Origin of the sequence: Mucilaginibacter sp. P25 (assembly GCF_050859465.1) — a bacterium.
In the GTDB taxonomy this organism is placed as follows: domain Bacteria; phylum Bacteroidota; class Bacteroidia; order Sphingobacteriales; family Sphingobacteriaceae; genus Mucilaginibacter; species Mucilaginibacter gossypii.
Genome location: NZ_CP193937.1, coordinates 612245 through 638181 on the forward strand (window position 1 = coordinate 612245; position 25937 = coordinate 638181).

The window sequence follows — 25937 nt, forward strand, 5'->3', positions numbered from 1 at the left end:
GCGCCTCCAAATAAAGTGTATGAAGATTACGTTTGATTTTGAAAAACCACTGGCTGAGTTACAGCAGCAAATAGAGAAGGTAAAGCAGGTTGAGGAAAAAAACAAACTCGACATGTCGGCAACTGTTGCCGAGCTGGAAGGAAAGCTGGAAGAAGCCAAAAAAGATATATACAGCAACCTCACAGGCTGGCAAAAAGTACAAATTTCGCGTCATCCCGAAAGGCCTTACACCTTGCAGTACATTGAGCTGATGTGTGATGATTTTATTGAACTGCATGGCGACCGTACCGTAGGTGATGATAAAGCAATAATTGGTGGTTTTGGTACGCTGAATGGCCAAACAGTAATGTTTATCGGCCATCAAAAGGGCCGTAACACTAAAGAGCGCCAGTACCGTAACTTCGGTATGGCTAATCCGGAAGGTTATCGTAAAGCCTTAAGGCTAATGAAAATGGCCGAAAAATTCAACAAGCCCGTTGTTACTTTAATTGATACTCCGGGAGCTTATCCGGGTTTAGAGGCCGAAGAGCGCGGACAAGGTGAAGCCATTGCCCGTAACCTGCTCGAAATGGCAGTGCTGAAAGTGCCGGTGATCTGTGTTATTATTGGCGAAGGTGCATCGGGCGGCGCATTGGGTATTGGTATTGGCGATAGGGTACTGATGCTGGACAACTCATGGTATTCAGTGATCTCTCCCGAAAACTGCTCAACCATTCTCTGGAAAACCTGGGAAAATAAAGAGCGTGCTGCCGAAGTACTTAAACTAACCTCGACAGAAATGTTTAAGAACAAGCTGATTGACGGGGTGATCAAAGAACCCCTTGGCGGTGCCCATCAAGACCCGGTTGCTATGGCCGGTATTCTGAAAAAACAATTATTAAAAGACTTGAAAACCCTTAAAGAGCGCAATATTGATGAGCTTGTGGCCGAGCGTATTGATAAATTCTGCTCAATGGGTGTGGTTAATGAATAGAAAGTATCGCGATGCAATCGCTAAACCATATTAAGCGCTCGTTATAAACGAGCGCAAGAAACAAGAAATAAAAGAGCTACCGTAGAGGTGGCTCTTTTTGTTTTGTTACTACACCATCTTGTGCTACTTCTTGCGCTCGTTTGCAACGAGCGCTTAATATGGGCTTACGTTTATAACGTAAGCAAACTAAAATTTTATAGACATAAAGCCTCTCTCCAACAATGTTACTTCTAACAAACCCTGCTCTCCTGCATAGTTCACTGCCGAACTATATATGTAATGTTCAGGATAGCTTACTATTTCTGCCCGTACAGGATTGTCGTGAATATAATCCAACTTCTGAAAAAGTATGTCTTCCCGGTCGCACTCAATTGAATGATAGCCATCCTGCCAAACTTTATAATTTTGTATTCGATCATCAAACCTTGCATTATATTGAAAGCGATATAACATCCAATCCCTCCGGCTTTCATTCTCTTCTTTTATTAGTTTAATGATTTGTTTGTTGGTATGTTTTTTAAAATCCCGAATAATATCGGGTAATCTTACAGGATGCTTTGCCGACACCAATAGATGGAGGTGGTTTGTCATCAGGCAGAAAGCGTATATCTCTAAACTTTTATTTTTTTGACAGTAAATAAGAGAATCGATAATAAATTGCTTGTAGGATGGCCTGATAAAAACATCAATCCAGTCCACAATAGTAAAAGTAACGAAATGTATTTCTTCTGGGTTTCTTACTCTGTATTGATCTGACATTGTGAATAATGGTTTAGACTAAATTAGTGATCGTGCGATACAATCGCAAAACCATATTAAGCGCTCGTTACAAACGAGCGCAAGGAGTGCGGCTATGCTTCCCTGCGATTGCCGCGCTGCGCTCGCAATGACATGTTTTCTCTGTTTTATAAAGTTGCAAACGAGCGCAAGGAATAAGCTCAAGAATCCCACCCCCTCAATAGTCGCAAATGCCCCGCACGCAAAAGGTAGTTTGATGTTAAATTTGATCATCAATTAAAGCATTCATTATGAAGACTGAAGAATCAAATAGTCCTTTTGGTAAACTGGGTAATCCTGCACGGCGAGCGCTGGCTAATGCCGGTATCACGTCATTGCTTGAATTATCAAAACTTACCGAGAAAGAGTTTTTGCATTTTCACGGTGTAGGCAAAAGTTCGGTGCCGATAGTGAAGGAGAAGATGAAAGAAAAAGGTTTAGGCTTTAGGGAATAAAATAAGTGAACCCCTGTGCCTTCCCGCACAGGGGTATAAAGCTTACAGTATATAATATACGTTTGCTTTAGCGGCGGCAGTTTGCACCGGCGCCTTTTCACTCTCATGTTTATCGTTAAGCATCTGCTTTAAGTCGCGTTCAATAGTTTGCGATATGGCAGTTGTTGGGGTGTCTGTTGGTTTGTTCTCAAATGGGTCCTGCAGGTGGATGGCCATTTTCTCTACCAGTAAAAATGCTGCTGCTATAGCTATGATCAGCGGTACTTCAAACATGCCGAAGAATTCGATGAGGCCAAATGGCAGCAATATGATAAACAGGTACAGGCAAAAATGGATGTATAAGCTGTATGTAACCGGGAATACCGTGTTCTTGATCCGCTCGCATTTGCCCATAGCATCGCACAGGCGGTTAAGCGTGCCATCTATCTGCACTTGCTGGTAATCATTAAGCCACCCATTTTTATAAGCCAGTTTTAGGTCAAGCCCGTGCAGTTTTAACAAGCTGTTGGGCATGTTTGTAAAACGATGAGTGAATTTCACCTCTTCGTCAACCAGCAGGTGGGCGTTTTTAGCATAGGGATCTTGCTTACGTAATGATTGGCTTAAGCCATGGCACCATGCTATCTGCCTGTAAACAAATCGTTTTTTGAAACCTTCTATTTCTTCACATACGGCGTTATCGCCATCTAAAAACGTGATCAACTCGCGAACCAGCGATCTTGAATCGTTCACTATAGCTCCCCAAATGCTCCGGGCTTCCCACCATCGATCGTAGGCCTGGTTTGAGCGAAATGCCAGCAACAAGGATATGATTGTAGCCAATATGGCTGGCACAGCAATTGGGATTGAAATGCGGTACTCAGGCAAAAAGCGATGGAATAAAGCTATAGCTACAGCATACACGGCAACCAGTAACAATTCATGCTTTATTTTGCCCACCACATATTTTACCGGGATATTTTCTTTTAGTAACATAGATAGTTGTTTTAAATGATTTTAGTAAATATTAAACCTCCAGCAGCTCATGCTCTGCTTCGGCATTGACGATGGTTAAAGGCTGTTTAACTTTAGCTTTAAGGGTAATTATTTTATACCCGCTCCGTTGCATCAGTATGGTAGGGTCAAAACTGTTTGGTGTTAACCTTGCATAGTTGTGACTTTCGGGCATGGCAATCAGGCCTGCCTCTTTTTCTTCCAGATAGTTTTTAAATACAGCCACTGTGTTGCCATAAAAAAGTCGGGGATGATGTTTTCTATCTGGTCTGCATAGTCATTCTTCAGCATAGTGCAACCGGCGTAAAATTCATCGCTGATGAGCTGGTATTCCCTGCTCCTGCGGGATAATAATAACAGATCGGATATAGAGTCGGACAATTGCAGGAAATGAACGAACGATATGTTGAGCTTTTGATCCGGATAGCGCTCTGCTAAAACAGGTATAATGTTTAATGATGATAAGGTGAAATCAGACGGGATGATAATGTTTAATGTTTTCATGATGATACCTTTTTTTGTGTTTACTACTGTTTGTTGATACAATAGTCGGTACCAGGCATTAAAACGGTTTAAGAAAGAAATTAGAATGTGATTAGAATTTTCAGGATGTCATCGATGGAGCACGGGATGTTTGTACGTTGGGGCGATAGAGAGGCTATACAAGGCGGATAACATTTCTTACCCCTTCATCGCCCGTTTCCGCCTTTCGAAGTGTTTCGGATTTGACATCTTTATTTCAGGCAATAAAAAAGCCCTGGCCTTGCGTTCCAAAACCAGGGTTGGGATTTCTAAAAGTACCCCCTTAAGGGGTGGAGAGGGTTTAAACCACCATATTCACAATCCTGCCTTTTACTACAATCAGTTTTTTAGGGGTTTTACCATCCAGGTATTTTTGTACATCGGCATTAGCCAAAACAAAGGCTTCTATTTCTTTAACATCAAGGCTTAACGAGATGCTTAGGTTCATTTTCATTTTACCGTTGATTGAGATTGGGTAAGCAAACTCATCTTCAACCAAATACTCGGCATTAAATTTAGGGAATGGTGCATATGATAAAGTACCATCAGCATTACCCAATAACGACCAAAGCTCCTCGCAAATGTGCGGCGCATAAGGCGACAGGATGATCACCATATCCTGCAATATCGCACGGTTGTTGCATTTCAAATCGGTTAATTCATTAACAGCGATCATGAAGCTGGATACCGAAGTATTGAACGAGAAACGCTCGATATCTTCTTCAACCTTTTTTATGATCTTATGCAATGATTTCAACTCAGCTTTTGACGGAGCGGCATTGTTTACGCCAAACTCCCAGGCATCATTATGGAATAACCTCCAGAATTTACGCAGGAATTTGAAAACACCCTCAATACCATTGGTATTCCACGGTTTGCTCTGCTCCAGCGGGCCTAAGAACATCTCATACATCCGTAAGGTATCGGCACCGAAACGGCTGATGATATCATCCGGGTTCACCACATTGAACTTGGATTTCGACATCTTTTCAACTTCAACACCGCAGATGTATTTGCCGCCTTCCAATACAAATTCTGCGTCAGTAAACTCTGGTCGCCATTGTTTGAATTTCTCGATGTTCAGGATCTCGTTCTCAACAATGTTTACATCCACATGTAATGGCGAGGTTTTGTATTGTTTAATTAAACCGTGCGATACCAAAGTATTTGTTCCGCGGCCTTCCTCGTCAATCAGCCTGTAAACAAAATTACTGCGGCCCTGGATCATGCCCTGGTTGATCAATTTTTTGAAGGGTTCTTCCTCAACAACAAGGTCAAGGTCTTTCAAAAACTTGTTCCAGAAACGGCTGTACAACAGGTGACCGGTTGCATGTTCACTGCCGCCGATGTACAAATCAACGTCTTTCCAGTATTCAATAGCTTCGCGCGATGCGAACTCCTTATCGTTTTTGGCATCCATATAACGGTACCAGTACCAGCTTGAGCCAGCCCAACCCGGCATGGTGCTTAGCTCGTAAGGCAAACCACCTTCATATTTCCAATCCTCTGCACGTCCTAACGGCGGTTCGCCGGTTTCGGTAGGGAGATATTTATCAATTTCGGGCAATAGTAATGGCAAGTGGCTTTCATTAATTAAATGAGGTAAACCCTCTTTAAAGTAAACCGGCACCGGCTCGCCCCAGTAACGTTGGCGGCCGAAAATAGCATCGCGCATCCTGAAGTTAACTTTGGCTTTACCGGCATTGATCTCTTCCAGTTTGGCAACCACCGCGGCAGTTGCTTCTTTGTAAGCCAGGCCATTAATAAAATCAGAGTTAATATAAGTCCCTTCCTTGGTTGGATCGGCTTCTGTTTCAATGTTTTGAATATCGAGAATCTGCACTACAGGCAAATTAAAATGCTTTGCGAAAAGGTAATCGCGCTGATCGCCTGATGGTACGGCCATAACCGCGCCTGTTCCGTATCCGGCCAAAACATAATCAGCAATCCAGATTGGAATTTGCTGCCCGTTCAGCGGGTTAAGCACATAGCTACCGGTAAATGCGCCTGATACAGTCTTGGCATCAGCCATCCTGTCAAGCTCCGATTTCTTTTTGGTTTGAGTAATGTAAGCTTCAATTTCTGCCTTTTGCTCAGGTGTAGTTAATGCAGAAACTAATTCATGCTCAGGAGCAATTACCAAGAAGGTGACACCGAAAATAGTATCAACCCTTGTGGTAAACACTTCGATAAAATCGGTACCCAGAGCAGCGTTATGACCTGATTTATCTATCGGGAATTTAACTGAAGCACCAGTACTTTTACCAATCCAGTTCCTTTGCATTTCTTTCAAAGGCTCTGGCCAGTCGATAGTATCAAGGCCTTGCAATAACCTTTCGGCGTATGCGGTAATGCGCATGCTCCATTGGGTCATTTTCTTTTGTTCAACGGGGTAGCCGCCACGCTCGCTAAAGCCGTCTTTTACCTCATCATTGGCCAATACAGTACCAAGGGCAGGGCACCAGTTTACGGTACTTTCGCGCAGGTAGGTAAGGCGGTATTTTAACAGTTCGTCCTGCTGTTGCTGGTTGCTGAACGCTTTCCACTCATCGGCAGTAAAACTTAAAATTTCATCATCACAAACGGCATTAATACCGGCAGAACCTTTTGTTTCAAAATGTGCAACCAGCTGATCAATTGACTGGGCTTTGTCGGCATCTTTATTATACCAGCTGTTAAACAACTGCATGAAGATCCATTGGGTCCATTTATAATAATCGGGAGAGCTGGTACGCACCTCGCGGCTCCAGTCGAACGAAAAGCCGATCTGGTCCAACTGGCGGCGATATGTAGCAATATTATCTTCGGTAGTTATAGCAGGGTGCTGCCCGGTTTGTATGGCGTATTGCTCGGCCGGCAGACCAAAGCTATCATAGCCCATAGGGTGCAATACGTTAAAGCCTTTTAAGCGTTTGTAGCGTGCAAAAATATCAGAAGCGATATAGCCCAGCGGGTGCCCAACGTGCAGGCCGGCCCCAGACGGATAAGGGAACATATCCAGCACATAATATTTGGGCTTACTGCTTTTGTCTTCGGCTTTGAAGGTTTGGTTTTGTGCCCAAAACTGCTGCCACTTTTGCTCTATCTCTTTAAATTGGTAGTCCATTTTATGTTTTACGCTTATGAGGTTGCGAAATTAAGCATTTCCCTATTAGTTTAGTAGTTATTAATGGATTAGTTGAGGGTTAATGGCGTCTTTTTAAACAATTTGCTTTGGTGTTCGTCCCATCAGGAGCTTTTGCATATTTAGGTTAAGGCACAAATTAATCAATCTAAAATTTCAACAGGATGAATCTCCGGAGTTAAAACCGCTCTTTATGTCTCGTCCTAAAAAAGTTTACAGATTTTAGTGTAGTGCTCTTAGGTATTTACGGGGCTATAAATACGTAGCGCAGCTGGGCCTTACGTTGCTTTACATTATGATCAGTTATGGCCCCGCAGGTCCCTCCTACTCTGCAACCAGGCAATATCTCCCCACAAAAAAAGCCCGGTCTGGAATTAACCAAACCGGACTTAATTATTATCGAAACAAAATTAATTATTTCACTTCTTCAAAATCAACATCTGTAACGGTGTCAGAGTTGTCTTGCGCGCCTGCACCGTTATCACCGGCACCTGGCTGACCTTGAGCACCTTCGGCAGAAGCTTTGTACATATCTTCAGATGCAGCAGTCCAGGCAGTGTTAAGCTCGGTTTGTGCAGCTTCGATAGCGTCAAAGTTTTTAGCTGAATAAGCTTCTTTCAATTTAGCTAAGCCAGCTTCGATAGGAGCTTTTTTATCAGCAGGGATCTTATCGCCGTACTCTTTCAGTTGTTTTTCAGTCGAGAAGATCAGGGCATCGGCAGCATTCAGTTTTTCAACTTCTTCTTTTGCCTTTTTGTCAGCATCAGCATTAGCCTCAGCTTCGTCCTTCATCTTTTTGATCTCGGCATCAGTTAAACCTGAAGAAGCTTCGATACGGATTTTTTGCTCTTTACCTGTAGCTTTATCTTTTGCAGATACGTGCAGGATACCATTAGCATCAATATCGAAAGTAACTTCGATTTGTGGTACGCCACGAGGTGCTGGCGGAATGCCATCCAGGTGGAAACGACCTATAGTACGGTTACCCGCAGCCATTGGGCGCTCACCTTGTAATATGTGGATCTCAACTGAAGGCTGGCTGTCGCTGGCGGTTGAGAACGTTTCAGATTTTTTAGTAGGGATAGTAGTGTTTGACTCAATTAATTTAGTCATTACACCACCCATTGTTTCGATACCTAATGAAAGCGGGGTAACGTCAAGCAATAACACATCCTTAACCTCACCGGTTAATACACCACCCTGGATAGCAGCACCGATAGCAACAACTTCATCAGGGTTAACACCTTTTGAAGGAGCTTTGCCAAAGAATTTTTGTACAGCTTCCTGGATAGCAGGGATACGGGTTGAACCACCTACCAAAATCACTTCGTCGATATCAGAAGTGCTTAAACCGGCATTTTTCAAAGCTGATTTACAAGGCTCAATAGTACGTTTGATCAGGCTATCAGCTAATTGCTCAAATTTAGCACGAGTTAATGTTTTAACTAAGTGCTTAGGCATACCGTCAACTGCAGTAATGTATGGCAGGTTAACTTCAGTTTGAGCAGAGCTTGATAACTCAATTTTAGCTTTCTCAGCCGATTCTTTTAAACGTTGTAAAGCCATTGGGTCTTTACGCAGGTCTAAACCTTCGTCGTTTTTAAACTCGTCGGCTAACCAGTCAATAATTACCTGATCAAAGTCGTCACCACCTAAGTGAGTATCACCATCGGTAGCTTTCACTTCAAATACACCGTCGCCCAATTCCAATACAGATACGTCATGAGTACCGCCACCGCAGTCAAACACAACAATCTTCATATCTTTATGAGCTTTATCAAAACCGTAAGCTAATGCAGCAGCAGTAGGTTCGTTAATGATACGGCGTACTTTTAAACCAGCAATTTCACCGGCTTCTTTAGTTGCCTGGCGCTGAGCGTCGTTAAAGTAAGCAGGAACGGTAATAACCGCTTCGGTTACTTCGGTACCTAAGAAATCTTCGGCAGTTTTCTTCATTTTCTGAAGGATCATTGCAGAAATTTCTTGCGGGGTATATTTACGGTCGCCAATTTCAACACGAGGAGTGTTATTGTCGCCTTTAACTACTTTATAAGGTACACGTGCCGCTTCACTTGTAACTTCGTTAAACTGGTTACCCATAAAGCGTTTAATTGACGAAATGGTTTTTGTAGGGTTTGTAATAGCCTGACGTTTTGCAGGATCACCAACTTTACGTTCGCCATTATCAATAAAAGCTACTACAGACGGCGTAGTACGTTTACCCTCGCTGTTAGCTATAACAACAGGCTCGTTACCTTCCATTACAGCAACGCAGGAGTTTGTTGTTCCTAAGTCGATTCCAATTATTTTAGACATATATGATTGTTTTTTCTTTTTGATTTATTGTTTACTTACCATTGCTGTTTATCAATGCCTGTGCCAATATGCCAATGGCAGTAAAAATTGCCTGTAATTGTCAGTTCATGAACAAGGCGGCAGAATAGCTTACTTTGTGATGACAGGTTGGCAGGACCGTTTTAGGTTAAAGGCGAAAGTTAAAAGACAAAAGGTTATTGCGTGGTTTGCTAATTGGCAGTATATCGACTAACTTGAAACTTTAATTCACAGGTATCAATCATGAAATACATCAGGGAGGGTAATAATAAATTCGGTACCGTACTATACACCATCGATGGCAGCTATGTGCGAAAAGGTCAGGGCCGGTTTGGCGACATATTATATACCATAGATGGCAAAATAGTAAAAAAGGGTCAGGGAATGTTTGGCGATGTGGTTTGTAACCTTGACGATAACCTGATCAGGAAAGGCCGTAGTCTCTTTGGCGATGTACTCTACAATATCGATGGCAACTTTGTACGCGAAGGGCGCAGCCGCTTTAATGATATCAAGTTTTATATTGATGAGTGAGGATAGCGTTTACATAGCAAAGTTTTATTTTATCAATTAACTTTTTATTCAACAATCACTTTCAAAATTTGTATTTAATAAAGTGTAAATTTGTATATGGAGACATTGATTGTACTGCCGAAGGATAAAGAGCAGTTAGCTGCATTAAAAGCAATTATGAAAGCTCTTAAAGTTGATTACAAAACCGAAAAAGGCGAAAAAGCCTATAATAAGGATTTTGTAAATAAAATGAAGCAAAGTGAAGATGATTTAAAGGCCGGTAGAACTACACAAATAACACCTGCCGATATATGGAACTTGTAATAACCGACACTGCTAAAGAAGATATTAGATTTTTCTTAAAAAAGAATCACCATTTATTGGTATTGGCAAACCGGAGCCATTAAAACATGAATATTCGGGTAAATGGTCAAGGCGAATTGATAACCAGCATCGCATCATCTACGAAGTGATAGACAATAGTATTATTATTTATTCCTTAAAAGGGCATTACGCCTAATCATTTAATTACGCTGCTATAATGTGTGATCATCAACTGCAAACTGCCTACTCAAAACTGCCAACTGATATGGGCGTTGCCTGCGGCCGGGCTATCCGCTCATACGCCTGCAGGCCTTACGCTTATGGCCGGTATCCGCTACTATCCCTAACGCACTTTTCGGTTTTATAAAATGCCGTGGATTTTCAACTAAATCCCTTACATTTACCCTAATCAAACAAACGCCTCTGTTACCTAACAAACCAAACAGGCTTATCCTAATGCCTGGAATTGCTTAACAAACAGCCATAGCATACCGGCTGTACCTTCACTTTAAAAAAGCGAACTGGTTTTTTATTGTTATTTAATTCCAACATTAAATGTATTTTATCCAATCACAACGGTTAAAGATGATACCGTTAACACACGCGCAATTATTATTGCTTAAACAAAACCGTAAGCTGCTGGAGCTATCATTAGGCTTAACACCTTCAGCTATGCTGATCGATCCGTTATATATCAAAGAAATTGATGATGCCTTCGATAGTTTCTGGCTACCTAATACGCTCGCCTTTCCTGATAAATACCAATGGTATACCGGCTGGGAGATTGTTCTTAAAAGCACCAATACCGTCATTGGCGGCATTGGCTTTGCCGGTTATCCTAATGATGCCGGCGAAGCGGAGATTGGTTATATGATCGACGCCAACCAGCATAACAAAGGTTATGCTACAGAAGCTTTACAATTACTTTCGCAATGGGCATTTACACATGAATTTGTAAAAGCTATCATAGTGCGCACCTATGCAGATAACCTGCCATCACGAAGGATATTGGAAAAGTGCGGTTTCACTTTAATGAATGAAGTTGAATGCTTATTGACTTATAGCCTGAACCGCGAGTAAACAGATCAGGGAATCACCATGATTTTACCTAAAACGGCAGTCAATTACATAAAAAAACGGCACCGATCATAGATCAGTGCCGTTTTAGTATCTGTTAAACCGAATAATTAATTATTCGCCTTTTTCAGCGTTCTCTTCGTTTTCAGAAGGTGCAGGTGCCTCAGCAGCCGGCTCTTCTTTAACGTCTTCAACTACTACAGCTTCTTCTGCAGCTACAGGAGCAGCAGTTTTAGCTTTTGCACCAGAACCACCACGACGACGGGTTGATTTCTTAGCAGGAACAGCAGCGTCAGCACCGTAAACAGTGTTGTAATCAACAAGCTCGATGATTGCCATTTCAGCGTTATCGCCTAAACGGTTTTCTAACTTGATGATACGGGTGTAACCACCCGGACGGTTAGCAATTTTTTCAGCGATTTCGCGAAAAACGATTGATGTAGCGTCTTTATCCTGCAGGTAGCTGAATACTGTACGACGTGAGTGCGTAGTATCGTTTTTTGATTTTGTTAAAAGTGGCTCAACATAACCGCGTAAAACTTTTGCTTTTGCTAATGTTGTAGTGATACGCTTGTGTAAAATAAGCGAAGATGCCATGTTAGCCAGCATCGCTTTGCGGTGGCTGGTAGTACGGCCTAAGTGATTGTTTTTGTTTCCGTGTCTCATTGTTTTATATATTTCACGTGCATACCGTTGGGCGATAGGCTCAAGCCCTCGGAATTATGCTTTCGCTTAATGTTTGCAACAAGAATCAAGAGCCAAGAAATCAAGAGTCAAGATATAAAATTCCTGATTCTTGCTTCTCACCGTCTTGCTTCTTTCTTATTCTTCGTCTAACTTAAATTTAGACAGGTTCATGCCAAAAGATAAACCTTTTGATTTAACCAGGTCCTGGATTTCAGTTAACGATTTCTTACCAAAGTTCCTGAATTTTAACATGTCAGCAACATCGTACGATACCAGGTCAGCAAGGCTGCGGATATCAGCAGCTTTAAGGCAGTTAAGGGCACGTACAGAAAGGTCAAGATCAACCAGTTCGGTTTTAAGGATCTTGCGCATATGCAGTATCTCTTCATCCACTTCTTTGGTTTCTTCTTTAGCTTGTGCTTCAAGCATCATGTTTTCATCGCTGAACAGCATAAAATGCTGGATCAGGATTTTCGCTGCTTCTTTCAAAGCATCTTCAGGGTGGATCGAACCATCGGTAGCAATATCCAATACTAATTTCTCATAGTCGGTTTTTTGCTCAACACGATAGTTTTCGATGGTATATTTTACGTTTTTGATCGGCGTATAGATCGAGTCGATAGCGATCACACCTACGTTAGCGTCAGGATTTTTATTTTCCTCGCTTGGTACGTAACCACGGCCCTTGCCTACAGTAAGCTCAACTTCAAGCGTTACAGCCGGATCCATATTGCAAAGTACCAAATCAGGATTTAATACAGTAAAGTTGTTAGAGAATTTGGTGATATCTCCTGCTTTAAATGCATCCTGGCCATTTACAATAACAAATATTTTCTCGCTGTCGCCAGATTCACCTGTTTTCTTAAAACGAACTTGTTTAAGGTTCAGGATGATCTCGGTTACGTCTTCAACAACACCTTTGATGGTTGAAAATTCATGAGTTACTCCCGAAAAACGAACAGAAGTAATTGCATAACCTTCAAGTGATGAAAGTAAGATACGACGCAGAGCATTACCAATGGTTACACCAAAACCTGGTTCTAACGGACGAAATTCAAACGTACCATCAAAATCATTTGCTTTTTGCATGATAACCTTGTCTGGTTTTTGAAATGCTAAAATTGCCATTTATATCCTTTATTTATTGTTTACTTGATAATTGATTTGAGATATGGGATTTGAGATGTGAGATTTACTCTGCTGTTCAAACGCTTATTCAAATCTTTTGTTTGTGATTTGCATATATACGAAAACCAGAAATGAGATTTGAAAAAACTCTCAAATCTCACATCTGATATCTCATATCTTATTTAGAGTACAACTCGACGATCAGGTTTTCCTTGATGTTTTCAGGGATCTCATCGCGGTTAGGATAGTTAAGGAATTTACCTGTAAGGTTGTTCGCATCCCACTCTAACCAGCTGTATTTGTTGATTCTTCTACCGGCCACTGAAGTAGTGATAGCCTCTAATGATTTAGATTTTTCACGCACTGCAACCACATCACCAGCTTTCAATGCATATGAAGCGATGTTCACAACAGCACCGTTAACAGTGATGTGTTTGTGGTTAACCAATTGACGTGCTGCCGAACGTGTAGGAGCAATACCTAAACGGAAAACAGCGTTATCTAAACGAGCTTCCAGGAATTTCAACAGGTTTTCGCCTGTGATACCTTCTTTAGCAGAAGCACGGTGAAATAAGTTTTCGAACTGACGCTCTAATACACCATAAGTGTATTTAACTTTTTGTTTCTCTTGCAACTGAGTAGAGTACTCTGATTGCTTTCCACGACGTTTTGAAGCACCGTGCATGCCCGGAGGATAGTTTTTACGTTCTAACGCTTTGTCCGGACCGAAGATCGGCTCACGGAAACGACGGGCAATTTTGGATTTTGGTCCTGTATATCTGGCCATTTTTGTGTGTTCTTAAAGTATCATGCAGCCTGCAGCTGCCGAATCTTAGCTTTAAAAAATATATTAATTAAACTCTTCTTCTTTTGAAGGACGGCAACCGTTGTGTGGAAGCGGTGTAATATCTTTAATCGTAGTTACTTCGATACCTGCAGTTTGCAAAGTACGGATAGCTGACTCACGACCGGCACCTGGGCCTTTTACAAATACTTCAACTTTACGTAAACCTAAGTCATAAGCAACTTTACCGCAATCGGCAGCAGCTTGTGAGGCAGCGTAAGGAGTATTCTTTTTTGAACCTTTGAAACCCATTTTACCAGCTGATGACCATGAAACTGCCTGGCCGGTTTTGTTGGTAAGGGTGATGATGATGTTGTTGAAAGTAGCATTGATGTGTGCTTCGCCAACCGGCTCAACAATCACAATGCGTTTCTTGGTTACTTTTTTAGCTTTAGCCATTTTTTTAATTTTTGAATTAATGAATTACTGAATTAACGAATAATCCGGACCCATTAATTATACTGTCAAAATGAGGTATTCCTGATGATTTAAAGGTTATCAAGCGGCAATTAACCAATCTCTAACCTCTAAGCACCAATCACTATTTAGTAGCTTTTTTCTTGTTAGCAACTGTTTTACGTTTACCTTTACGGGTACGTGAGTTGTTTTTAGTGCGCTGACCACGTAATGGTAAACCTTTACGGTGACGTGTACCGCGGTAACAACCAATATCCATCAAACGCTTAATGTTAAGCTGCACTTCTGAACGTAATGCACCTTCAACCTTAATTTGGTCGTTAATAATTCCGCGTATAGAAGATAATTGCTCATCGGTCCAGTCTTGTACTTTGATATTAAAATCAATACCAGCCTCAGTCAAAATTCTTTGAGCTGTTGAGCGGCCAATACCGAAAATGTAAGTAAGTCCGATTTCTCCTCTTTTATTCTTTGGTAAATCAATACCTGATATCCTTGCCATATTTCTTGTAATTTATTGAGTTATCGAATTATTGAATTATCGAATCGCTATCATCAGTAATTCAATCATTCTCCAATTCAGTAATTGTTCTTAGCCCTGGCGTTGTTTAAACTTCGGGTTCTTCTTGTTAATAACGTAAAGTTTCCCGTTACGGCGGATGATCTTGCAATCAGCGCTGCGCTTTTTGATGGATGCTCTAACTTTCATCTTTTTATTTATATCTATAGGTTATTCTACCCTTTGTTAAATCGTATGGACTCATTTCAAGCTTCACCCTGTCGCCAGGAAGAATTTTAATGTAGTGCATACGCATTTTGCCCGATATGTGCGCTATAATCTCATGACCATTTTCAAGTTCAACTCTGAACATTGCATTTGACAATGCCTCTCTAATTGTACCGTCTTGCTCAATCGAAGATTGTTTAGCCATATTTTGTTGATTATTACTTAATTATCCGCCCTAAAACCGGGATGCAAAATTAATAAAAAATTATTTAATTATTATTTTTTTCTTTTAAAACATTTTCTACGTAATCAAACGTCGATAAAATGTCCGGAGTACCTTTTCGTACCGCTACTGTATGCTCATAATGTGCCGAAGGTTTCTTGTCAGATGTTGAAACTGTCCAGCCATCATCCCAAAACTTAACACCGGCACGGCCGGCATTGATCATGGGCTCAATGGCTATCACCATGCCTTCTTCCAGTTTGATACCAGCACCGCGTTTGCCATAGTTAGGTACTTCGGGCTTTTCGTGCAGCTTTAATCCTACACCATGGCCAACAAGTTCCTTTACTACACCAAAGCCGTTCTTTTCGGCATGCTCCTGTACCGCGTATCCGATATCACCTACCCGCATCCCTACAACCGCTTTTTCAACACCCAGCTTTAAGCATTCCTGCGTTACACGCATCAGCTTTTTAACCTGATCGCTAACCTCGCCAATGGCAAAGGTATAAGCGGAGTCGCCGTAGTATTTATTTAAAACAACGCCGCAATCAACTGATACCAGGTCGCCCTCAGTTAAAACATGCGATCCGGGGAAGCCGTGTACAACCTGGTCATTCAGGGAGATACACAGTGAATAAGGAAATCCGTGATAGTTTAAAAAGGCAGGAACACCGCCGTTGTCCCGTATAAAGGTTTCGGCAAGCTTATCCAGTTCAATTGTTTTAACACCCGGAGCGATAACCTTAGCTATCTCTCCGAGTGTTTTTGAAACAAGTAAAGAACTTTCTCTTATGAGTTCTATCTCTTCGACAGACTTATAATTGATTTTTGACATTGCTAATTAAATCGCTGTCGGACTGGTACCGGCAGCGGCAGGCATAGCTGTACGTCCCTTAATCCGTCCGGTTTTCATTAAACCATCATAATGGCGCATCAACAAGTGACTTTCTATTTGCTGTAATGTATCCAAAACAACACCCACCAGGATGATCAGCGATGTACCGCCGAAGAACCTTGCGAATACCGGAGATACACCAACCAAACTGGCCAATGCCGGGATGATTGCTATAATAGCCAGGAATACTGATCCTGGTAAAGTGATCTTTGAAATTACGCCATCAATAAACTCAGCAGTAGTACGGCCTGGTTTAATGCCCGGGATAAAGCCACCATTCTTCTTCATATCATCGGCCATTTGGTTAGGGTTAACCGTAATAGCAGTATAGAAGTAAGTGAACAGGATGATCAGTATCCCAAACAACAGGTTATGCTCCCATGAGTTATAGTTAGCTAAAGCTATCAATATACCGTTTGATGATACGTTAGGGAAAAACTGCGATACAGTTTGTGGGATAAACATCAATGCCTGAGCAAATATGATTGGCATTACACCTGCAGCATTTACCTTTAAAGGTATGTACTGGCGTACACCGCCATATTGTTTGTTACCCACAATACGTTTAGCGTATTGTACCGAAATTTTACGCGTTCCCTGTACTATCAGTATAGTAAACATTACCACACCAATAAGACCTACGATCTCCACAATGAAAGCAATTAAACCACCGGCACCGCCATTACGCGAAACGAACTCGGTAGTAAACGCCATTGGTAACTGAGCAATGATACCCACCATGATAATAAGTGAAATACCGTTACCGATACCTTTATCGGTGATCTTTTCGCCTAACCACATTACAAATAATGTACCTGCCGTTAACACAAAAGTGTTAATGAAGATAAAGGTAAAAGGATCGGCAATAGTCCTTGCATCAGCAGCAACCTGCGATTTAAGGTAACCTATAGCCTGTAAAAAGGTAATACCTATTGTCAGGTAGCGGGTCCATTGGTTAAGCTTGTTGCGACCGCTTTCACCTTCTTTTTGCAATTTGGTAAAATACGGAACGGCAATACCCAGCAGTTGCACCACAATTGAAGCCGAAATGTAAGGCATAACACCTAACGCAAAAATAGAGGAACGTGAAAACGATCCTCCTGCAAACATATTCAGCAATCCTACTAATCCTTCTGCTTTTTGGGTTGATGCTACCGCGGCGTTAACGCCCGGCAAAACCACGAATGAGCCTACACGATATATTAAAAGAAATAAGAGTGTGTTAGTAATACGCACTCTCAGATCTTCGATTTTCCAGATATTGGATAATGTGGTGAAAAATTTCTTCATCGAAATTATAACTTAACTATGGTACCACCTGCAGCTTCAATAGCTTTTTGAGCTGTAGCAGTAAATGCATGTGCTTTAACTTCTAATTTGGCAGTAAGCTCACCACGGCCCAGGATCTTAACCAGGTCGTTACGTGATACCAAACCGTGCTCTTTCAAAGTATCAAAATCAACAGCAGTAAGCGAAAACTTTGTTACTAATTCCTGAAGTACGTCAAGGTTTACACCTGTGTACTCAACACGGTTAGGGTTTTTAAAGCCCACTTTAGGCACACGGCGCTGTAAAGGCATCTGACCGCCTTCAAAGCCTACCTTGGTGCTGGTACCTGAACGTGAACCGGCGCCTTTGTGGCCACGGGTTGACGTACCGCCACGGCCAGAACCTGTACCACGGCCAATTCTTTTTCTATTTTTGGTTGAACCTTCTGCAGGTTTTAAATTACTTAAATTCATGATATTAAATATTTTCAACCGCTACCAGGTGGTTCACTTTCCTAACCATCCCAACTATAGCAGGTGTAGCCTCAACTTCCACACTGTGGTTAATTTTACGCAAGCCTAAAGCCTCGATTGTTTTTTTCTGGCGTTCCGTTCTGTCGATCACGCTCTTAATCTGTGTTATTTTGATCTTAGCCATGACTGATTATCCGTTAAATACTTTACCTAAACTAATTCCGCGCTGTTGTGCTACTGTATTTGCATCACGTAACTGGGCTAATGCCGATACGGTTGCTTTTACCACGTTGTGCGGGTTTGATGAACCTTTTGATTTTGCCAATACGTTGTGTACACCTGCCGACTCTAATACGGCACGCATAGCACCACCTGCAATTACACCGGTACCGTTAGCTGCTGGTTTAATGAAAACAAAACCACCGCTAAATTTACCAATTTGCTCATGAGGTACAGTTCCGTTAATGATTGGAACTTTTACCAGGTTCTTTTTAGCATCATCAATGCCTTTAGCAATAGCTTCAGTTACCTCTTTAGCTTTACCTAAACCGTAACCTACAACACCGTTTTCATCACCTACTACTACGATAGCAGAGAAGCTGAAAGTACGGCCGCCTTTGGTTACTTTGGCAACACGCTGTATGCTTACCAAGCGGTCTTTTAATTCGATCTCGCTTGTTTTTACTCTTTTTATGTTGATTGTTGACATTTCTCTTTTCGATTAAAAGTTTAAACCACCTTCACGTGCACCTTCGGCCAATGACTTAACACGGCCATGGTACAGGTAACCGTTCCTGTCGAAAACCACATCTTTAATACCTGCAGCGATAGCTTTTGAAGCTACCAGTTTGCCTACAGCTACTGATTGATCTGATTTTGTACCTTCAGCGGCAAAATCTTTTGATAAAGATGATGCTGAAACTAAAGTTTTACCGGTTACATCGTCAATGATCTGCGCATAAATACCTTTATTACTTCTAAATACTGACAGGCGGGGACGTTCTGTTGACCCTGAAAGGCGTTTCCTGATGCCTTTTTTAATCCTGTCTCTTCTTGATAGTTTAGCTCCCATGACGATTATTTTTTAGATGCTGATTTACCTGCTTTTCTTCTCAAAATCTCGCCCTGGAACTTGATACCTTTACCTTTGTAAGGCTCTGGTGCACGTAATGAACGGATTTTAGCTGCTACCTGGCCAATTAACTGTTTGTCAATTGATTCAAGGATGATGGTTGGGTTTTTACCCTTATCAGCAGTGGTTGTAACTTTAATTTCTTGAGGTAATTCAAATACATAGTGGTGAGAGAAACCCAACACTAAATCTAATGTATTACCGGTATTGGTGGCACGGTAACCTACACCCACTAATTCCTGGGTTACTTTGTAACCTTCGGTTACACCAATTACCATGTTATTTAAAAGCGCGCGGTATAAACCATGTAACGCTTTGTGACGTTTTTGATCAGACGGGCGTTGAACCAGTAACTGACCGTCTTCCTGTGCAATAGTGATATCGCTATCTATTGCCTGTTGCAACTGGCCTTTAGGGCCTTTTACGGTAACAACATTATCTGCTGAAACTGTAATGGTTACTCCCTGTGGCAGTGCTATCGGTGCTTTTCCTACTCTTGACATTGCTTAAATTTCTTCTGTTAATAAACGTAGCATAAAACCTCACCACCAACATTTTGCTGACGAGCTTCTTTATCAGACATAACGCCTTTAGAAGTTGACAGGATGGCGATACCTAAACCATTTAGTACACGTGGCATGTTTTCCATACCTGCGTATTTCCTCAAACCTGGTTTGCTGATGCGCGAAATGCTGCGGATAGCAGAAATTTTAGTTATCGGGTGGTATTTCAAAGCAACTTTGATAGTGCCCTGAGGACCATTATCCTCAAACTTATAATTTGCAATGTAACCTTTGTCGAAAAGCACCTTAGTGATTTCCTTCTTCAGATTTGATGCAGGAATTTCAACAACCCGGTGGTTGGCTTTAATAGCATTCCTTACTCTTGTAAGATAATCTGCGATTGGATCTGTATTCATTTTATTGTGTTATGACGGTGGTTTCCTTCCGGTAACATCCCGGGCGACCTTCCATCGGTTAATTCATTTTGTATTTGAGATTTCGGATGTTCGAATTTGCCACAATCTCAAAAAAATTAAAAATATCGAAATTTCGAAATCGAAATTCCGAAATCCGATATTTTTATATCTTCTTACCAGCTTGCTTTTTTTACTCCCGGGATCTTGCCTTCAAGAGCCATTTCACGGAATGTAACACGTGAGATGCCAAACTGACGCATATAACCACGAGGGCGGCCGGTTAATTTGCAACGGTTGTGCAGTTTTACCGGTGATGATGCTTTTGGTAATTTATCTAAAGCAGCGTAATCGCCAGCTTCTTTTAAAGCAGCTCTTTTTTCAGCGTATTTAGCTACTAATTTTGCGCGCTTTACTTCACGTGCTTTTACACCTTCTTTAGCCATTGCTATTTTGATTTTTAAATGGTAAACCAAATTGTTTCAACAACTCCAATGCTTCAACATCGTTTGTTGCGGAGGTTACAAAGGTAATATCCATACCTTGGATTTTATTGATTTTGTCAATATTTATCTCAGGGAAGATAATTTGCTCAGTAATACCTAATGTATAGTTGCCGCGGCCATCAAAACCTTTATCGTTGATGCCTTTGAAGTCACGGATACGTGGCAGGGCTACAGCGATTAAACGATCCAAAAACTCGTACATTGTGTTGTCACGCAGGGTAACACGTACGCCAACCGGCATATTTTTACGCAATTTAAAGTTTGAGATATCTTTTTTAGATTTTGAAGATACTGCCTGCTGACCAGTGATGGTAGTTAACTCAGTGATGGTGTTTTCGATCAATTTCTTGTCGGTAGTTGCACCACCTACACCCTGGTTAATGGCAATTTTCTCCAATTTAGGAACCTGCATTACGCTTTTGTACTGAAATTTATCTTTCAGTGCGGTGCGGATTTCGTCCTTGTATTTTGATTTTAATCTTGGTACGTAAGTCATTACTTAATTTCCTCCCCTGATTTTTTTGCTACCCTTACTAATTTGCCGGCGTCATTTTTTTGACGGCCAACACGGGTTGTATTACCTGTTTTAGGATCAACCAGCATTAGGTTTGAAATATGTATAGCAGCTTCTTGTTTAACAATTCCGCCGTTAGGGTTAGCAGCATTAGGTTTTGTATGTTTTGATACCATATTGGCACCTTCAACAATAGCCCTGTTCTTATCTACCAAAACCTCAACGATTTTGCCTTGTGATCCTTTTGAATCGCCGGCGATAACTTTAACCAGGTCGCCTTTACGGATCTTTAATTTTACTTTCTTTTCCATGTTACAATACCTCCGGTGCTAATGATACAATTTTCATAAATTGTTTCTCGCGCAGTTCCCTTGCAACAGGGCCAAAGATACGTGTACCTCTTGGCTCGTCCTGGTTGTTTAACAACACAGCTGCGTTATCGTCGAAACGGATATATGAACCGTCTTTTCTGCGGATCTCTTTTTTAGTACGCACAACTACGGCTTTTGATACGGTACCTTTTTTAACGTTACCTGATGGTAAAGCGCTTTTTACGGTAACCACAATTTTATCGCCGATTGATGCATACCTTTTACCGGTACCACCCAATACACGGATCACTAAAACTTCTTTAGCGCCGCTATTGTCGGCTACTGTTAATCTTGATTCCTGTTGTACCATCTTATTTAGCCCTTTCTAAAATTTCAACTAATCGCCAGTTTTTGGTTTTGCTCAGCGGGCGGGTTTCCATGATCAATACTGTATCGCCTACGCCACAAGTATTGGTTTCATCATGAGCCATAAATTTGGTAGTCTTTTTTACGAACTTACCGTAAATAGGGTGTTTCACCTTACGTTCAACGGCCACAACGATAGATTTCTCCATTTTGTTGCTAACTACGAGGCCGGTACGTGTTTTTCTTAAATTTCTTTCCAATTCCATTGTCTGAATGTTTAAAAAATTAATTCTTTTCAGAAGCGGCCGCCGCTTTACGTTTTGTTAATTCAGTATTTAACTGAGCAATTCCTTTGCGTACTTTAGTTATACGGGACGGGTTCTCAATAGCTGAAACTGCATGAGCGAATTTCAATTTGGTTAGGGTAGCCCTTTCCTCGCTGATCTTAGCAACAATCTCTTCAGTTGATAGGCCCAAAATTTCTGAGTTCTTCATTTTTCTTTGTTATTTGTTGTCTGTTGGTAAGTTTAAACGTTGTATTGTTTTTATTTGAATGGTGAAATTCGGCATCTAACTTCACAACATTAAAACTTTACAACTCTTCAACTAACTCCTCAATTTATGCTTCTACGTAATCCCTACGTACAATAAATTTAGTTTGCACCGGTAATTTCTGTGCTGCAAGGCGTAAAGCCTCTTTAGCAACTTCCAAAGGCACGCCTTCGGCTTCAAAAATGATCCTTCCGGGGCGTACTACCGCAACCCAGTATTCAGGAGCACCTTTACCTTTACCCATACGTACCTCTGCAGGTTTCTTGGTTACAGGTTTGTCAGGAAATATCCTGATCCAAACCTGTCCTTCACGTTTCATAAAACGTGTTACAGCGATACGTGCAGCCTCGATCTGACGGCTGGTGATCCATGCCGCTTCGAGTGATTTAACACCAAAAGATCCGAATGAAAGTTCAGCACCACGGGTGGCTAAACCTTTCATCCTGCCTTTTTGCATCTTTCTGAACTTCGTTCTTTTTGGCTGTAGCATTTTCTTAAGCTTTTATATCGTTATTCGATATTTGTCTTGTACTTTAATTATTATCTCTTACCTGGGCCACCCGGACGGTTTCCACCTTGTCCACCCGGACGGTTTCCACCTTGTCCGCCCGGACGGTTACCACCGCCACGACGATCGCCACCTGGTTTCCTGTCGCCACGACGCTCACCGCCGCGCTCGCCGCCTCTTTCGTTACCACGGCCACCAAAGCCTGGTGCACCGCCCTCTGGCCTGCCACCTTTACCGCTTGCGCTGCTGGTACCGCCAATGTTTGGAGAAAGATCGCGTTTGCCATAAACCTCGCCTTTGCAGATCCAAACTTTAACACCTATTTTACCATAGGTAGTTAATGCTTCTGCTAATGCGTAGTCAATGTCAGCACGGAAAGTGTGCAAAGGAATCCTGCCTTCTTTATATTGCTCGCTACGTGCCATCTCAGCGCCGCCTAAACGGCCTGAAGTCATTACCTTGATACCTTCGGCACCCATACGCATGGTTGCAGCGATTGTGGTTTTCATGGCACGACGGAAAGAGATACGTGCTTCTAATTGTTTTGCAATGCCTTCTGCTACTAATTGTGCATCAAGCTCAGGACGTTTGATCTCGAAAATGTTGATCTGAACTTCTTTCTTGGTAAGTTTTTTCAACTCTTCTTTGATCTTGTCAACTTCCTGACCGCCTTTACCGATCACAATACCCGGACGGGCAGTGTGGATAGTTACGGTAATGCGTTTTAAAGTACGCTCGATAACTACTTTAGATACACCACCTTTAGCAATACGAGCTGAAAGGTATTTGCGGATTTTTTCGTCTTCAACTAATTTATCGGAGTAGTTGTTGCCACCGAACCAGTTAGAATCCCAACCTCTGATGATTCCTAACCTGTTACCTATTGGATGTGCTTTCTGTCCCATTTCAAATTAATTGTTTTCGTTTTTACTATCCACAACAAGTGTTACGTGGTTTGAGCGTTTGCGGATACGGTATCCCCTTCCTTGCGGAGCAGGGCGTAACCTTTTTAACTGACGGCCACCGCCTACAGATACTTCCTTAACAAAAAGGTTGCTGTCTTCAACACGTTTGCCTTCGTTTTTTGCTTCCCAGTTTTTGATAGCTGATAACAAAAGTTTCTCTACACGAATAGCAGCTTCTTTGTTAGTAAATTTCAATATGTATAACGCTTTCTCAACGTTTTCACCGCGGATCAAGTCAACCACCAAACGCATTTTGCGTGGTGAAGTTGGGCAGTCCTGTAACTTAGCAACAGAAGCGCCGCCTACAAGAGCTTTCGCAGCTTCTTTTTGTTGCCTGATTAGTACAGACTTTTTAATTTTTGTTGTTGCTTCCATTGCCTGTTATTTTTTCTTTTCTGCGTGTCCGCGGAATGTACGGGTTGGGGCAAACTCTCCCAGCTTGTGTCCAACCATGTTTTCTGTTACGTACACAGGGATAAACTTGTTACCGTTGTGTACTGCGAATGTATGACCAACGAAATCAGGAGAGATCATGGAACGACGTGACCATGTTTTTACAACTGATTTTTTATTTGCATCATTCAGTACCATAACTTTCTTATCTAAGTTATGATCGATGTAAGGTCCTTTTTTTATTGAACGAGCCATTATTTCTTCCTTCTTTCAATGATGTAACGATCCGATGTTTTCTTCTTGTCACGGGTTTTGTAGCCTTTAGCCAATAAACCTTTACGTGAACGTGGGTGACCACCTGAGGCACGGCCTTCACCACCACCCATAGGGTGATCTACCGGGTTCATAGCTACACCACGTACCCTTGGCCTGCGGCCTAACCAGCGTTTGCGGCCGGCTTTACCTAACACAGCGTTTGCTCTTTCGCCATTTGAAACGGTACCGATAGTTGCCAAACAAGTTGACAGGATCATGCGGGTTTCGCCTGAAGGCAATTTGATGATAGCATATTTGCCATCACGTGCTGATAATTGAGCGTAAGTACCGGCGCTGCGGGCAATTACACCACCCTGACCAGGGTTTAACTCAATGTTGTGAATGATCGAACCAAGAGGGATATTCTTTAATGGTAAGGTATTACCTACTTCGGGAGCTGCTGTTTCGCCTGCTGTTACAATTGTACCAACTGTTAAGCCTTCCGGAGCAATCATGTACCTTTTCTCGCCATCAGCAAAGTGTAGCAGGGCTATACGTGCCGAACGGTTAGGATCGTACTCGATAGTTGCAACTTTTGCCGGGATATCAAACTTATTACGTTTAAAATCAATTAACCTGTATGCTTGTTTATGACCACCACCTAAGTAGCGCATAGTCATTTTACCGCTGTTGTTACGACCGCCCGATCTTTTGTTTGATGCTACAACCAACGATTTTTCAGGAACGTTTGTTGTGATATCTGAATTAGATACATCAACTCTGAAGCGGGTACCCGGGGTAACCGGTTTAAATCTCTTTACTGCCATTTCTATAATTATATATTGCTGTAAAAATCAATTACTTCTCCGTCCTTCAACGTAATGATCGCTTTTTTGTAAGTAGCTGAACGGCCCTGAACGGCGCCTGCCTTAGTATTGCGAGTTTTAAGTTTGCCGACGTATTTCATGGTGTTTACCGCCGTAACGTTTACACCGTACATTGCCTCGATGGCACTCTTGATCTGAATTTTGTTAGCCCTGTGATCAACTTTGAAAGCATAACGGTTAAGCTTGTCAGTTAACTGAGTAACTTTTTCAGTAAGTAGGGGTTGTTTTAAAATTTCCATAATTACTTAGCTAATGCTTCCTCCAAAGTTTTAACAGCACCTGTAGTTAACAACAGCTTGCCTGCGTTTAACACATCATAAGTGTTAAGCTGCTCAACTGAAATTACTTTGCTTTTCTTCAGGTTCCTGCTTGATAAATACACATTGTTATTTTCGGCAGATGCTACTACTAATAATGTTTTTTCATTAGTAACATTCAGATCGGCCTCCAGCTTAATGTAGTTTTTAGTTTTGATGCTATCAAAGCTAAAATCCTCTAACACTAAAATATTGTTATCTTTTGCTTTGTATGATAAAGCTGATTTACGGGCCAGTGATTTAAGCTTTTTGTTTAATTTGAAGCTATAATCGCGTGGTTGCGGACCGAATACACGGCCACCACCGTTAAATAATGGTGATTTAATACCACCGGCACGGGCACCGCCTGTACCTTTTTGTTTGTATAATTTGCGGGTTGAACCTGCAATTTCATTACGCTGTTTTGATTTGTGTGTACCCTGACGCTGGTTAGCAAGAAATTGCTTAACATCAAGATAGATAGCGTGATCATTTGGCTCAATACCGAAAACCGACTCAGGAAGCTGCACCTTGGCACCTGTTTCTTTACCTGATACGTTTAATACGTTAACTTCCAT

Annotated in this window: 41 protein-coding genes; 7 read left to right on the plus strand and 34 right to left on the minus strand. The window is 41.7% G+C overall.

Features of this window, described 5'->3' with window-relative positions:
• Positions 1–19 precede the first annotated feature (19 nt).
• Entirely contained in the window at positions 20–973 is a 954-nt protein-coding gene (locus tag ACRQ5D_RS03155; protein WP_090529188.1) for an acetyl-CoA carboxylase carboxyltransferase subunit alpha, read from the plus strand.
• Between the two features lie 186 nt (positions 974–1159).
• Here the strand turns inward: ACRQ5D_RS03155 and ACRQ5D_RS03160 are convergent, their stop codons facing one another.
• On the minus strand, positions 1160–1732 hold the full coding sequence (locus tag ACRQ5D_RS03160) for an REP-associated tyrosine transposase (protein ID WP_091165443.1): 573 nt from the start codon (positions 1730–1732) through the stop codon (positions 1160–1162).
• 269 nt (positions 1733–2001) lie between these two features.
• Between ACRQ5D_RS03160 and ACRQ5D_RS03165 the strand changes: the two genes are divergently transcribed.
• Positions 2002–2205, plus strand: coding sequence for a DNA-directed RNA polymerase subunit alpha C-terminal domain-containing protein (locus tag ACRQ5D_RS03165; RefSeq protein WP_091165437.1), 204 nt, complete (start codon positions 2002–2004; stop codon positions 2203–2205).
• A 42-nt stretch (positions 2206–2247) separates the two neighbouring features.
• On the opposite strand, the gene ACRQ5D_RS03170 is transcribed toward ACRQ5D_RS03165, so the two are convergent.
• The 5 genes from ACRQ5D_RS03170 to dnaK form a co-directional block, all read right to left on the minus strand.
• The gene (locus tag ACRQ5D_RS03170; RefSeq protein ID WP_091165434.1) at positions 2248–3180 is read right to left on the minus strand and encodes a bestrophin family protein; all 933 of its coding nucleotides are present in this window, start codon (positions 3178–3180) and stop codon (positions 2248–2250) included.
• 31 nt (positions 3181–3211) lie between these two features.
• Entirely contained in the window at positions 3212–3424 is a 213-nt protein-coding gene (locus tag ACRQ5D_RS03175) for a hypothetical protein (protein ID WP_432328444.1), read from the minus strand.
• Positions 3379–3702 (minus strand): hypothetical protein, encoded by a 324-nt coding sequence (locus ACRQ5D_RS03180; RefSeq protein WP_432328445.1) that lies wholly within the window; start codon positions 3700–3702, stop codon positions 3379–3381. Before ACRQ5D_RS03180 ends, ACRQ5D_RS03175 begins: the two co-directional genes overlap by 46 nt.
• Positions 3703–4021: 319 nt before the next feature.
• Complete coding sequence (leuS, locus tag ACRQ5D_RS03185) at positions 4022–6826, minus strand: leucine--tRNA ligase (protein ID WP_091165427.1); 2805 nt, start codon at positions 6824–6826, stop codon at positions 4022–4024.
• 432 nt (positions 6827–7258) lie between these two features.
• Positions 7259–9160 (minus strand): molecular chaperone DnaK, encoded by a 1902-nt coding sequence (dnaK, locus tag ACRQ5D_RS03190; RefSeq protein ID WP_091165423.1) that lies wholly within the window; start codon positions 9158–9160, stop codon positions 7259–7261.
• Between the two features lie 261 nt (positions 9161–9421).
• Here dnaK and ACRQ5D_RS03195 point away from each other — a divergent pair, with 261 nt between their 5' ends.
• From ACRQ5D_RS03195 to ACRQ5D_RS03215, 5 genes are all read left to right on the plus strand, one after another.
• Entirely contained in the window at positions 9422–9712 is a 291-nt protein-coding gene (locus tag ACRQ5D_RS03195) for a hypothetical protein (protein ID WP_091165420.1), read from the plus strand.
• Positions 9713–9808: 96 nt separating this feature from the next.
• Positions 9809–10015, plus strand: a complete 207-nt coding sequence (locus tag ACRQ5D_RS03200) for a DUF2683 family protein (RefSeq protein WP_091165417.1) — start codon at positions 9809–9811, stop codon at positions 10013–10015.
• Between the two features lie 28 nt (positions 10016–10043).
• Positions 10044–10211 carry a Txe/YoeB family addiction module toxin gene (locus tag ACRQ5D_RS03205; protein ID WP_091166931.1) on the plus strand — a complete coding sequence of 56 codons (168 nt, stop codon included), beginning with the start codon at positions 10044–10046 and terminating at the stop codon, positions 10209–10211.
• 21 nt (positions 10212–10232) lie between these two features.
• Positions 10233–10382, plus strand: a complete 150-nt coding sequence (locus ACRQ5D_RS03210) for a hypothetical protein (RefSeq protein ID WP_176844426.1) — start codon at positions 10233–10235, stop codon at positions 10380–10382.
• A 218-nt stretch (positions 10383–10600) separates the two neighbouring features.
• A complete protein-coding gene (locus ACRQ5D_RS03215; RefSeq protein ID WP_176844425.1) occupies positions 10601–11095 on the plus strand; it encodes a GNAT family N-acetyltransferase in 495 nt (164 codons plus the stop codon).
• Between the two features lie 111 nt (positions 11096–11206).
• On the opposite strand, the gene rplQ is transcribed toward ACRQ5D_RS03215, so the two are convergent.
• The 28 genes from rplQ to rplD all read right to left on the minus strand — a co-directional run bounded on the left by rplQ (position 11207) and on the right by rplD (position 25937).
• Positions 11207–11758, minus strand: coding sequence for a 50S ribosomal protein L17 (rplQ, locus tag ACRQ5D_RS03220; RefSeq protein WP_091165413.1), 552 nt, complete (start codon positions 11756–11758; stop codon positions 11207–11209).
• Between the two features lie 156 nt (positions 11759–11914).
• Entirely contained in the window at positions 11915–12907 is a 993-nt protein-coding gene (locus ACRQ5D_RS03225; protein WP_090529218.1) for a DNA-directed RNA polymerase subunit alpha, read from the minus strand.
• Positions 12908–13085: 178 nt separating this feature from the next.
• Positions 13086–13694 (minus strand): 30S ribosomal protein S4, encoded by a 609-nt coding sequence (gene rpsD / locus ACRQ5D_RS03230; protein WP_090529221.1) that lies wholly within the window; start codon positions 13692–13694, stop codon positions 13086–13088.
• Between the two features lie 63 nt (positions 13695–13757).
• Complete coding sequence (gene rpsK / locus ACRQ5D_RS03235; protein WP_432328446.1) at positions 13758–14150, minus strand: 30S ribosomal protein S11; 393 nt, start codon at positions 14148–14150, stop codon at positions 13758–13760.
• Positions 14151–14292: 142 nt separating this feature from the next.
• Entirely contained in the window at positions 14293–14670 is a 378-nt protein-coding gene (gene rpsM, locus ACRQ5D_RS03240) for a 30S ribosomal protein S13 (RefSeq protein ID WP_090529226.1), read from the minus strand.
• Positions 14671–14760: 90 nt separating this feature from the next.
• On the minus strand, positions 14761–14877 hold the full coding sequence (gene ykgO, locus ACRQ5D_RS03245) for a type B 50S ribosomal protein L36 (RefSeq protein WP_022833269.1): 117 nt from the start codon (positions 14875–14877) through the stop codon (positions 14761–14763).
• A 4-nt stretch (positions 14878–14881) separates the two neighbouring features.
• Positions 14882–15100 carry a translation initiation factor IF-1 gene (gene infA, locus ACRQ5D_RS03250; protein WP_022833270.1) on the minus strand — a complete coding sequence of 73 codons (219 nt, stop codon included), beginning with the start codon at positions 15098–15100 and terminating at the stop codon, positions 14882–14884.
• A gap of 64 nt (positions 15101–15164) precedes the next feature.
• Positions 15165–15956 (minus strand): type I methionyl aminopeptidase, encoded by a 792-nt coding sequence (map, locus tag ACRQ5D_RS03255; RefSeq protein WP_091165403.1) that lies wholly within the window; start codon positions 15954–15956, stop codon positions 15165–15167.
• A 6-nt stretch (positions 15957–15962) separates the two neighbouring features.
• Positions 15963–17306, minus strand: a complete 1344-nt coding sequence (gene secY / locus ACRQ5D_RS03260) for a preprotein translocase subunit SecY (RefSeq protein ID WP_090529231.1) — start codon at positions 17304–17306, stop codon at positions 15963–15965.
• 5 nt (positions 17307–17311) lie between these two features.
• Positions 17312–17758 carry a 50S ribosomal protein L15 gene (gene rplO, locus ACRQ5D_RS03265; protein ID WP_090529235.1) on the minus strand — a complete coding sequence of 149 codons (447 nt, stop codon included), beginning with the start codon at positions 17756–17758 and terminating at the stop codon, positions 17312–17314.
• 4 nt (positions 17759–17762) lie between these two features.
• On the minus strand, positions 17763–17942 hold the full coding sequence (rpmD, locus tag ACRQ5D_RS03270) for a 50S ribosomal protein L30 (protein WP_022833274.1): 180 nt from the start codon (positions 17940–17942) through the stop codon (positions 17763–17765).
• A 6-nt stretch (positions 17943–17948) separates the two neighbouring features.
• Positions 17949–18467, minus strand: coding sequence for a 30S ribosomal protein S5 (gene rpsE / locus ACRQ5D_RS03275; protein WP_090529238.1), 519 nt, complete (start codon positions 18465–18467; stop codon positions 17949–17951).
• Positions 18468–18479: 12 nt separating this feature from the next.
• Positions 18480–18830: a 50S ribosomal protein L18 gene (rplR, locus tag ACRQ5D_RS03280; RefSeq protein ID WP_090529241.1), complete on the minus strand. Its 351-nt coding sequence runs from the start codon at positions 18828–18830 to the stop codon at positions 18480–18482.
• A 5-nt stretch (positions 18831–18835) separates the two neighbouring features.
• On the minus strand, positions 18836–19393 hold the full coding sequence (rplF, locus tag ACRQ5D_RS03285) for a 50S ribosomal protein L6 (RefSeq protein WP_090529244.1): 558 nt from the start codon (positions 19391–19393) through the stop codon (positions 18836–18838).
• A 17-nt stretch (positions 19394–19410) separates the two neighbouring features.
• Entirely contained in the window at positions 19411–19809 is a 399-nt protein-coding gene (rpsH, locus tag ACRQ5D_RS03290; protein WP_090529247.1) for a 30S ribosomal protein S8, read from the minus strand.
• Between the two features lie 173 nt (positions 19810–19982).
• The gene (gene rpsN / locus ACRQ5D_RS03295; protein ID WP_090529250.1) at positions 19983–20252 is read right to left on the minus strand and encodes a 30S ribosomal protein S14; all 270 of its coding nucleotides are present in this window, start codon (positions 20250–20252) and stop codon (positions 19983–19985) included.
• The gene (gene rplE, locus ACRQ5D_RS03300) at positions 20245–20808 is read right to left on the minus strand and encodes a 50S ribosomal protein L5 (protein WP_090529254.1); all 564 of its coding nucleotides are present in this window, start codon (positions 20806–20808) and stop codon (positions 20245–20247) included. The genes rpsN and rplE overlap by 8 nt, the downstream gene beginning before the upstream one ends.
• Positions 20808–21137 carry a 50S ribosomal protein L24 gene (rplX, locus tag ACRQ5D_RS03305; RefSeq protein WP_090529257.1) on the minus strand — a complete coding sequence of 110 codons (330 nt, stop codon included), beginning with the start codon at positions 21135–21137 and terminating at the stop codon, positions 20808–20810. Before rplX ends, rplE begins: the two co-directional genes overlap by 1 nt.
• A gap of 1 nt (position 21138) precedes the next feature.
• Complete coding sequence (rplN, locus tag ACRQ5D_RS03310; protein ID WP_090529260.1) at positions 21139–21507, minus strand: 50S ribosomal protein L14; 369 nt, start codon at positions 21505–21507, stop codon at positions 21139–21141.
• 1 nt (position 21508) lies between these two features.
• Positions 21509–21763, minus strand: a complete 255-nt coding sequence (gene rpsQ / locus ACRQ5D_RS03315) for a 30S ribosomal protein S17 (protein ID WP_091166929.1) — start codon at positions 21761–21763, stop codon at positions 21509–21511.
• Positions 21764–21788: 25 nt separating this feature from the next.
• Positions 21789–21998, minus strand: a complete 210-nt coding sequence (rpmC, locus tag ACRQ5D_RS03320; protein ID WP_090529266.1) for a 50S ribosomal protein L29 — start codon at positions 21996–21998, stop codon at positions 21789–21791.
• Between the two features lie 124 nt (positions 21999–22122).
• Entirely contained in the window at positions 22123–22545 is a 423-nt protein-coding gene (gene rplP / locus ACRQ5D_RS03325; protein ID WP_090529269.1) for a 50S ribosomal protein L16, read from the minus strand.
• A 50-nt stretch (positions 22546–22595) separates the two neighbouring features.
• Positions 22596–23468, minus strand: a complete 873-nt coding sequence (rpsC, locus tag ACRQ5D_RS03330) for a 30S ribosomal protein S3 (RefSeq protein WP_090529273.1) — start codon at positions 23466–23468, stop codon at positions 22596–22598.
• A 6-nt stretch (positions 23469–23474) separates the two neighbouring features.
• Positions 23475–23903, minus strand: coding sequence for a 50S ribosomal protein L22 (gene rplV, locus ACRQ5D_RS03335; protein ID WP_091165379.1), 429 nt, complete (start codon positions 23901–23903; stop codon positions 23475–23477).
• A 6-nt stretch (positions 23904–23909) separates the two neighbouring features.
• Positions 23910–24176 carry a 30S ribosomal protein S19 gene (rpsS, locus tag ACRQ5D_RS03340; protein ID WP_022832979.1) on the minus strand — a complete coding sequence of 89 codons (267 nt, stop codon included), beginning with the start codon at positions 24174–24176 and terminating at the stop codon, positions 23910–23912.
• Positions 24176–25003: a 50S ribosomal protein L2 gene (rplB, locus tag ACRQ5D_RS03345; protein WP_090529279.1), complete on the minus strand. Its 828-nt coding sequence runs from the start codon at positions 25001–25003 to the stop codon at positions 24176–24178. The genes rpsS and rplB overlap by 1 nt, the downstream gene beginning before the upstream one ends.
• An 8-nt stretch (positions 25004–25011) precedes the next feature.
• Complete coding sequence (gene rplW, locus ACRQ5D_RS03350; protein ID WP_090529282.1) at positions 25012–25302, minus strand: 50S ribosomal protein L23; 291 nt, start codon at positions 25300–25302, stop codon at positions 25012–25014.
• 2 nt (positions 25303–25304) lie between these two features.
• Positions 25305–25937, minus strand: a complete 633-nt coding sequence (rplD, locus tag ACRQ5D_RS03355) for a 50S ribosomal protein L4 (protein WP_090529285.1) — start codon at positions 25935–25937, stop codon at positions 25305–25307.

Coding starts and splice junctions, on each gene's coding strand:
- ACRQ5D_RS03155 (WP_090529188.1), top strand. CDS start 20: ATGAAGATTACGTTTGATTTTGAAAAACCACTGGCTGAGTTACAGCAG.
- ACRQ5D_RS03160 (WP_091165443.1), bottom strand. CDS start 1,732: ATGTCAGATCAATACAGAGTAAGAAACCCAGAAGAAATACATTTCGTT.
- ACRQ5D_RS03165 (WP_091165437.1), top strand. CDS start 2,002: ATGAAGACTGAAGAATCAAATAGTCCTTTTGGTAAACTGGGTAATCCT.
- ACRQ5D_RS03170 (WP_091165434.1), bottom strand. CDS start 3,180: ATGTTACTAAAAGAAAATATCCCGGTAAAATATGTGGTGGGCAAAATA.
- ACRQ5D_RS03180 (WP_432328445.1), bottom strand. CDS start 3,702: ATGAAAACATTAAACATTATCATCCCGTCTGATTTCACCTTATCATCA.
- leuS (WP_091165427.1), bottom strand. CDS start 6,826: ATGGACTACCAATTTAAAGAGATAGAGCAAAAGTGGCAGCAGTTTTGG.
- dnaK (WP_091165423.1), bottom strand. CDS start 9,160: ATGTCTAAAATAATTGGAATCGACTTAGGAACAACAAACTCCTGCGTT.
- ACRQ5D_RS03195 (WP_091165420.1), top strand. CDS start 9,422: ATGAAATACATCAGGGAGGGTAATAATAAATTCGGTACCGTACTATAC.
- ACRQ5D_RS03200 (WP_091165417.1), top strand. CDS start 9,809: ATGGAGACATTGATTGTACTGCCGAAGGATAAAGAGCAGTTAGCTGCA.
- ACRQ5D_RS03210 (WP_176844426.1), top strand. CDS start 10,233: ATGTGTGATCATCAACTGCAAACTGCCTACTCAAAACTGCCAACTGAT.
- ACRQ5D_RS03215 (WP_176844425.1), top strand. CDS start 10,601: ATGATACCGTTAACACACGCGCAATTATTATTGCTTAAACAAAACCGT.
- rplQ (WP_091165413.1), bottom strand. CDS start 11,758: ATGAGACACGGAAACAAAAACAATCACTTAGGCCGTACTACCAGCCAC.
- ACRQ5D_RS03225 (WP_090529218.1), bottom strand. CDS start 12,907: ATGGCAATTTTAGCATTTCAAAAACCAGACAAGGTTATCATGCAAAAA.
- rpsD (WP_090529221.1), bottom strand. CDS start 13,694: ATGGCCAGATATACAGGACCAAAATCCAAAATTGCCCGTCGTTTCCGT.
- rpsK (WP_432328446.1), bottom strand. CDS start 14,150: ATGGCTAAAGCTAAAAAAGTAACCAAGAAACGCATTGTGATTGTTGAG.
- rpsM (WP_090529226.1), bottom strand. CDS start 14,670: ATGGCAAGGATATCAGGTATTGATTTACCAAAGAATAAAAGAGGAGAA.
- ykgO (WP_022833269.1), bottom strand. CDS start 14,877: ATGAAAGTTAGAGCATCCATCAAAAAGCGCAGCGCTGATTGCAAGATC.
- infA (WP_022833270.1), bottom strand. CDS start 15,100: ATGGCTAAACAATCTTCGATTGAGCAAGACGGTACAATTAGAGAGGCA.
- map (WP_091165403.1), bottom strand. CDS start 15,956: ATGTCAAAAATCAATTATAAGTCTGTCGAAGAGATAGAACTCATAAGA.
- secY (WP_090529231.1), bottom strand. CDS start 17,306: ATGAAGAAATTTTTCACCACATTATCCAATATCTGGAAAATCGAAGAT.
- rplO (WP_090529235.1), bottom strand. CDS start 17,758: ATGAATTTAAGTAATTTAAAACCTGCAGAAGGTTCAACCAAAAATAGA.
- rpmD (WP_022833274.1), bottom strand. CDS start 17,942: ATGGCTAAGATCAAAATAACACAGATTAAGAGCGTGATCGACAGAACG.
- rpsE (WP_090529238.1), bottom strand. CDS start 18,467: ATGTCAACAATCAACATAAAAAGAGTAAAAACAAGCGAGATCGAATTA.
- rplR (WP_090529241.1), bottom strand. CDS start 18,830: ATGGGAGCTAAACTATCAAGAAGAGACAGGATTAAAAAAGGCATCAGG.
- rplF (WP_090529244.1), bottom strand. CDS start 19,393: ATGTCAAGAGTAGGAAAAGCACCGATAGCACTGCCACAGGGAGTAACC.
- rpsH (WP_090529247.1), bottom strand. CDS start 19,809: ATGAATACAGATCCAATCGCAGATTATCTTACAAGAGTAAGGAATGCT.
- rpsN (WP_090529250.1), bottom strand. CDS start 20,252: ATGGCTAAAGAAGGTGTAAAAGCACGTGAAGTAAAGCGCGCAAAATTA.
- rplE (WP_090529254.1), bottom strand. CDS start 20,808: ATGACTTACGTACCAAGATTAAAATCAAAATACAAGGACGAAATCCGC.
- rplX (WP_090529257.1), bottom strand. CDS start 21,137: ATGGAAAAGAAAGTAAAATTAAAGATCCGTAAAGGCGACCTGGTTAAA.
- rplN (WP_090529260.1), bottom strand. CDS start 21,507: ATGGTACAACAGGAATCAAGATTAACAGTAGCCGACAATAGCGGCGCT.
- rpmC (WP_090529266.1), bottom strand. CDS start 21,998: ATGAAGAACTCAGAAATTTTGGGCCTATCAACTGAAGAGATTGTTGCT.
- rplP (WP_090529269.1), bottom strand. CDS start 22,545: ATGCTACAGCCAAAAAGAACGAAGTTCAGAAAGATGCAAAAAGGCAGG.
- rpsC (WP_090529273.1), bottom strand. CDS start 23,468: ATGGGACAGAAAGCACATCCAATAGGTAACAGGTTAGGAATCATCAGA.
- rplV (WP_091165379.1), bottom strand. CDS start 23,903: ATGGAAGCAACAACAAAAATTAAAAAGTCTGTACTAATCAGGCAACAA.
- rpsS (WP_022832979.1), bottom strand. CDS start 24,176: ATGGCTCGTTCAATAAAAAAAGGACCTTACATCGATCATAACTTAGAT.
- rplB (WP_090529279.1), bottom strand. CDS start 25,003: ATGGCAGTAAAGAGATTTAAACCGGTTACCCCGGGTACCCGCTTCAGA.
- rplW (WP_090529282.1), bottom strand. CDS start 25,302: ATGGAAATTTTAAAACAACCCCTACTTACTGAAAAAGTTACTCAGTTA.
- rplD (WP_090529285.1), bottom strand. CDS start 25,937: ATGGAAGTTAACGTATTAAACGTATCAGGTAAAGAAACAGGTGCCAAG.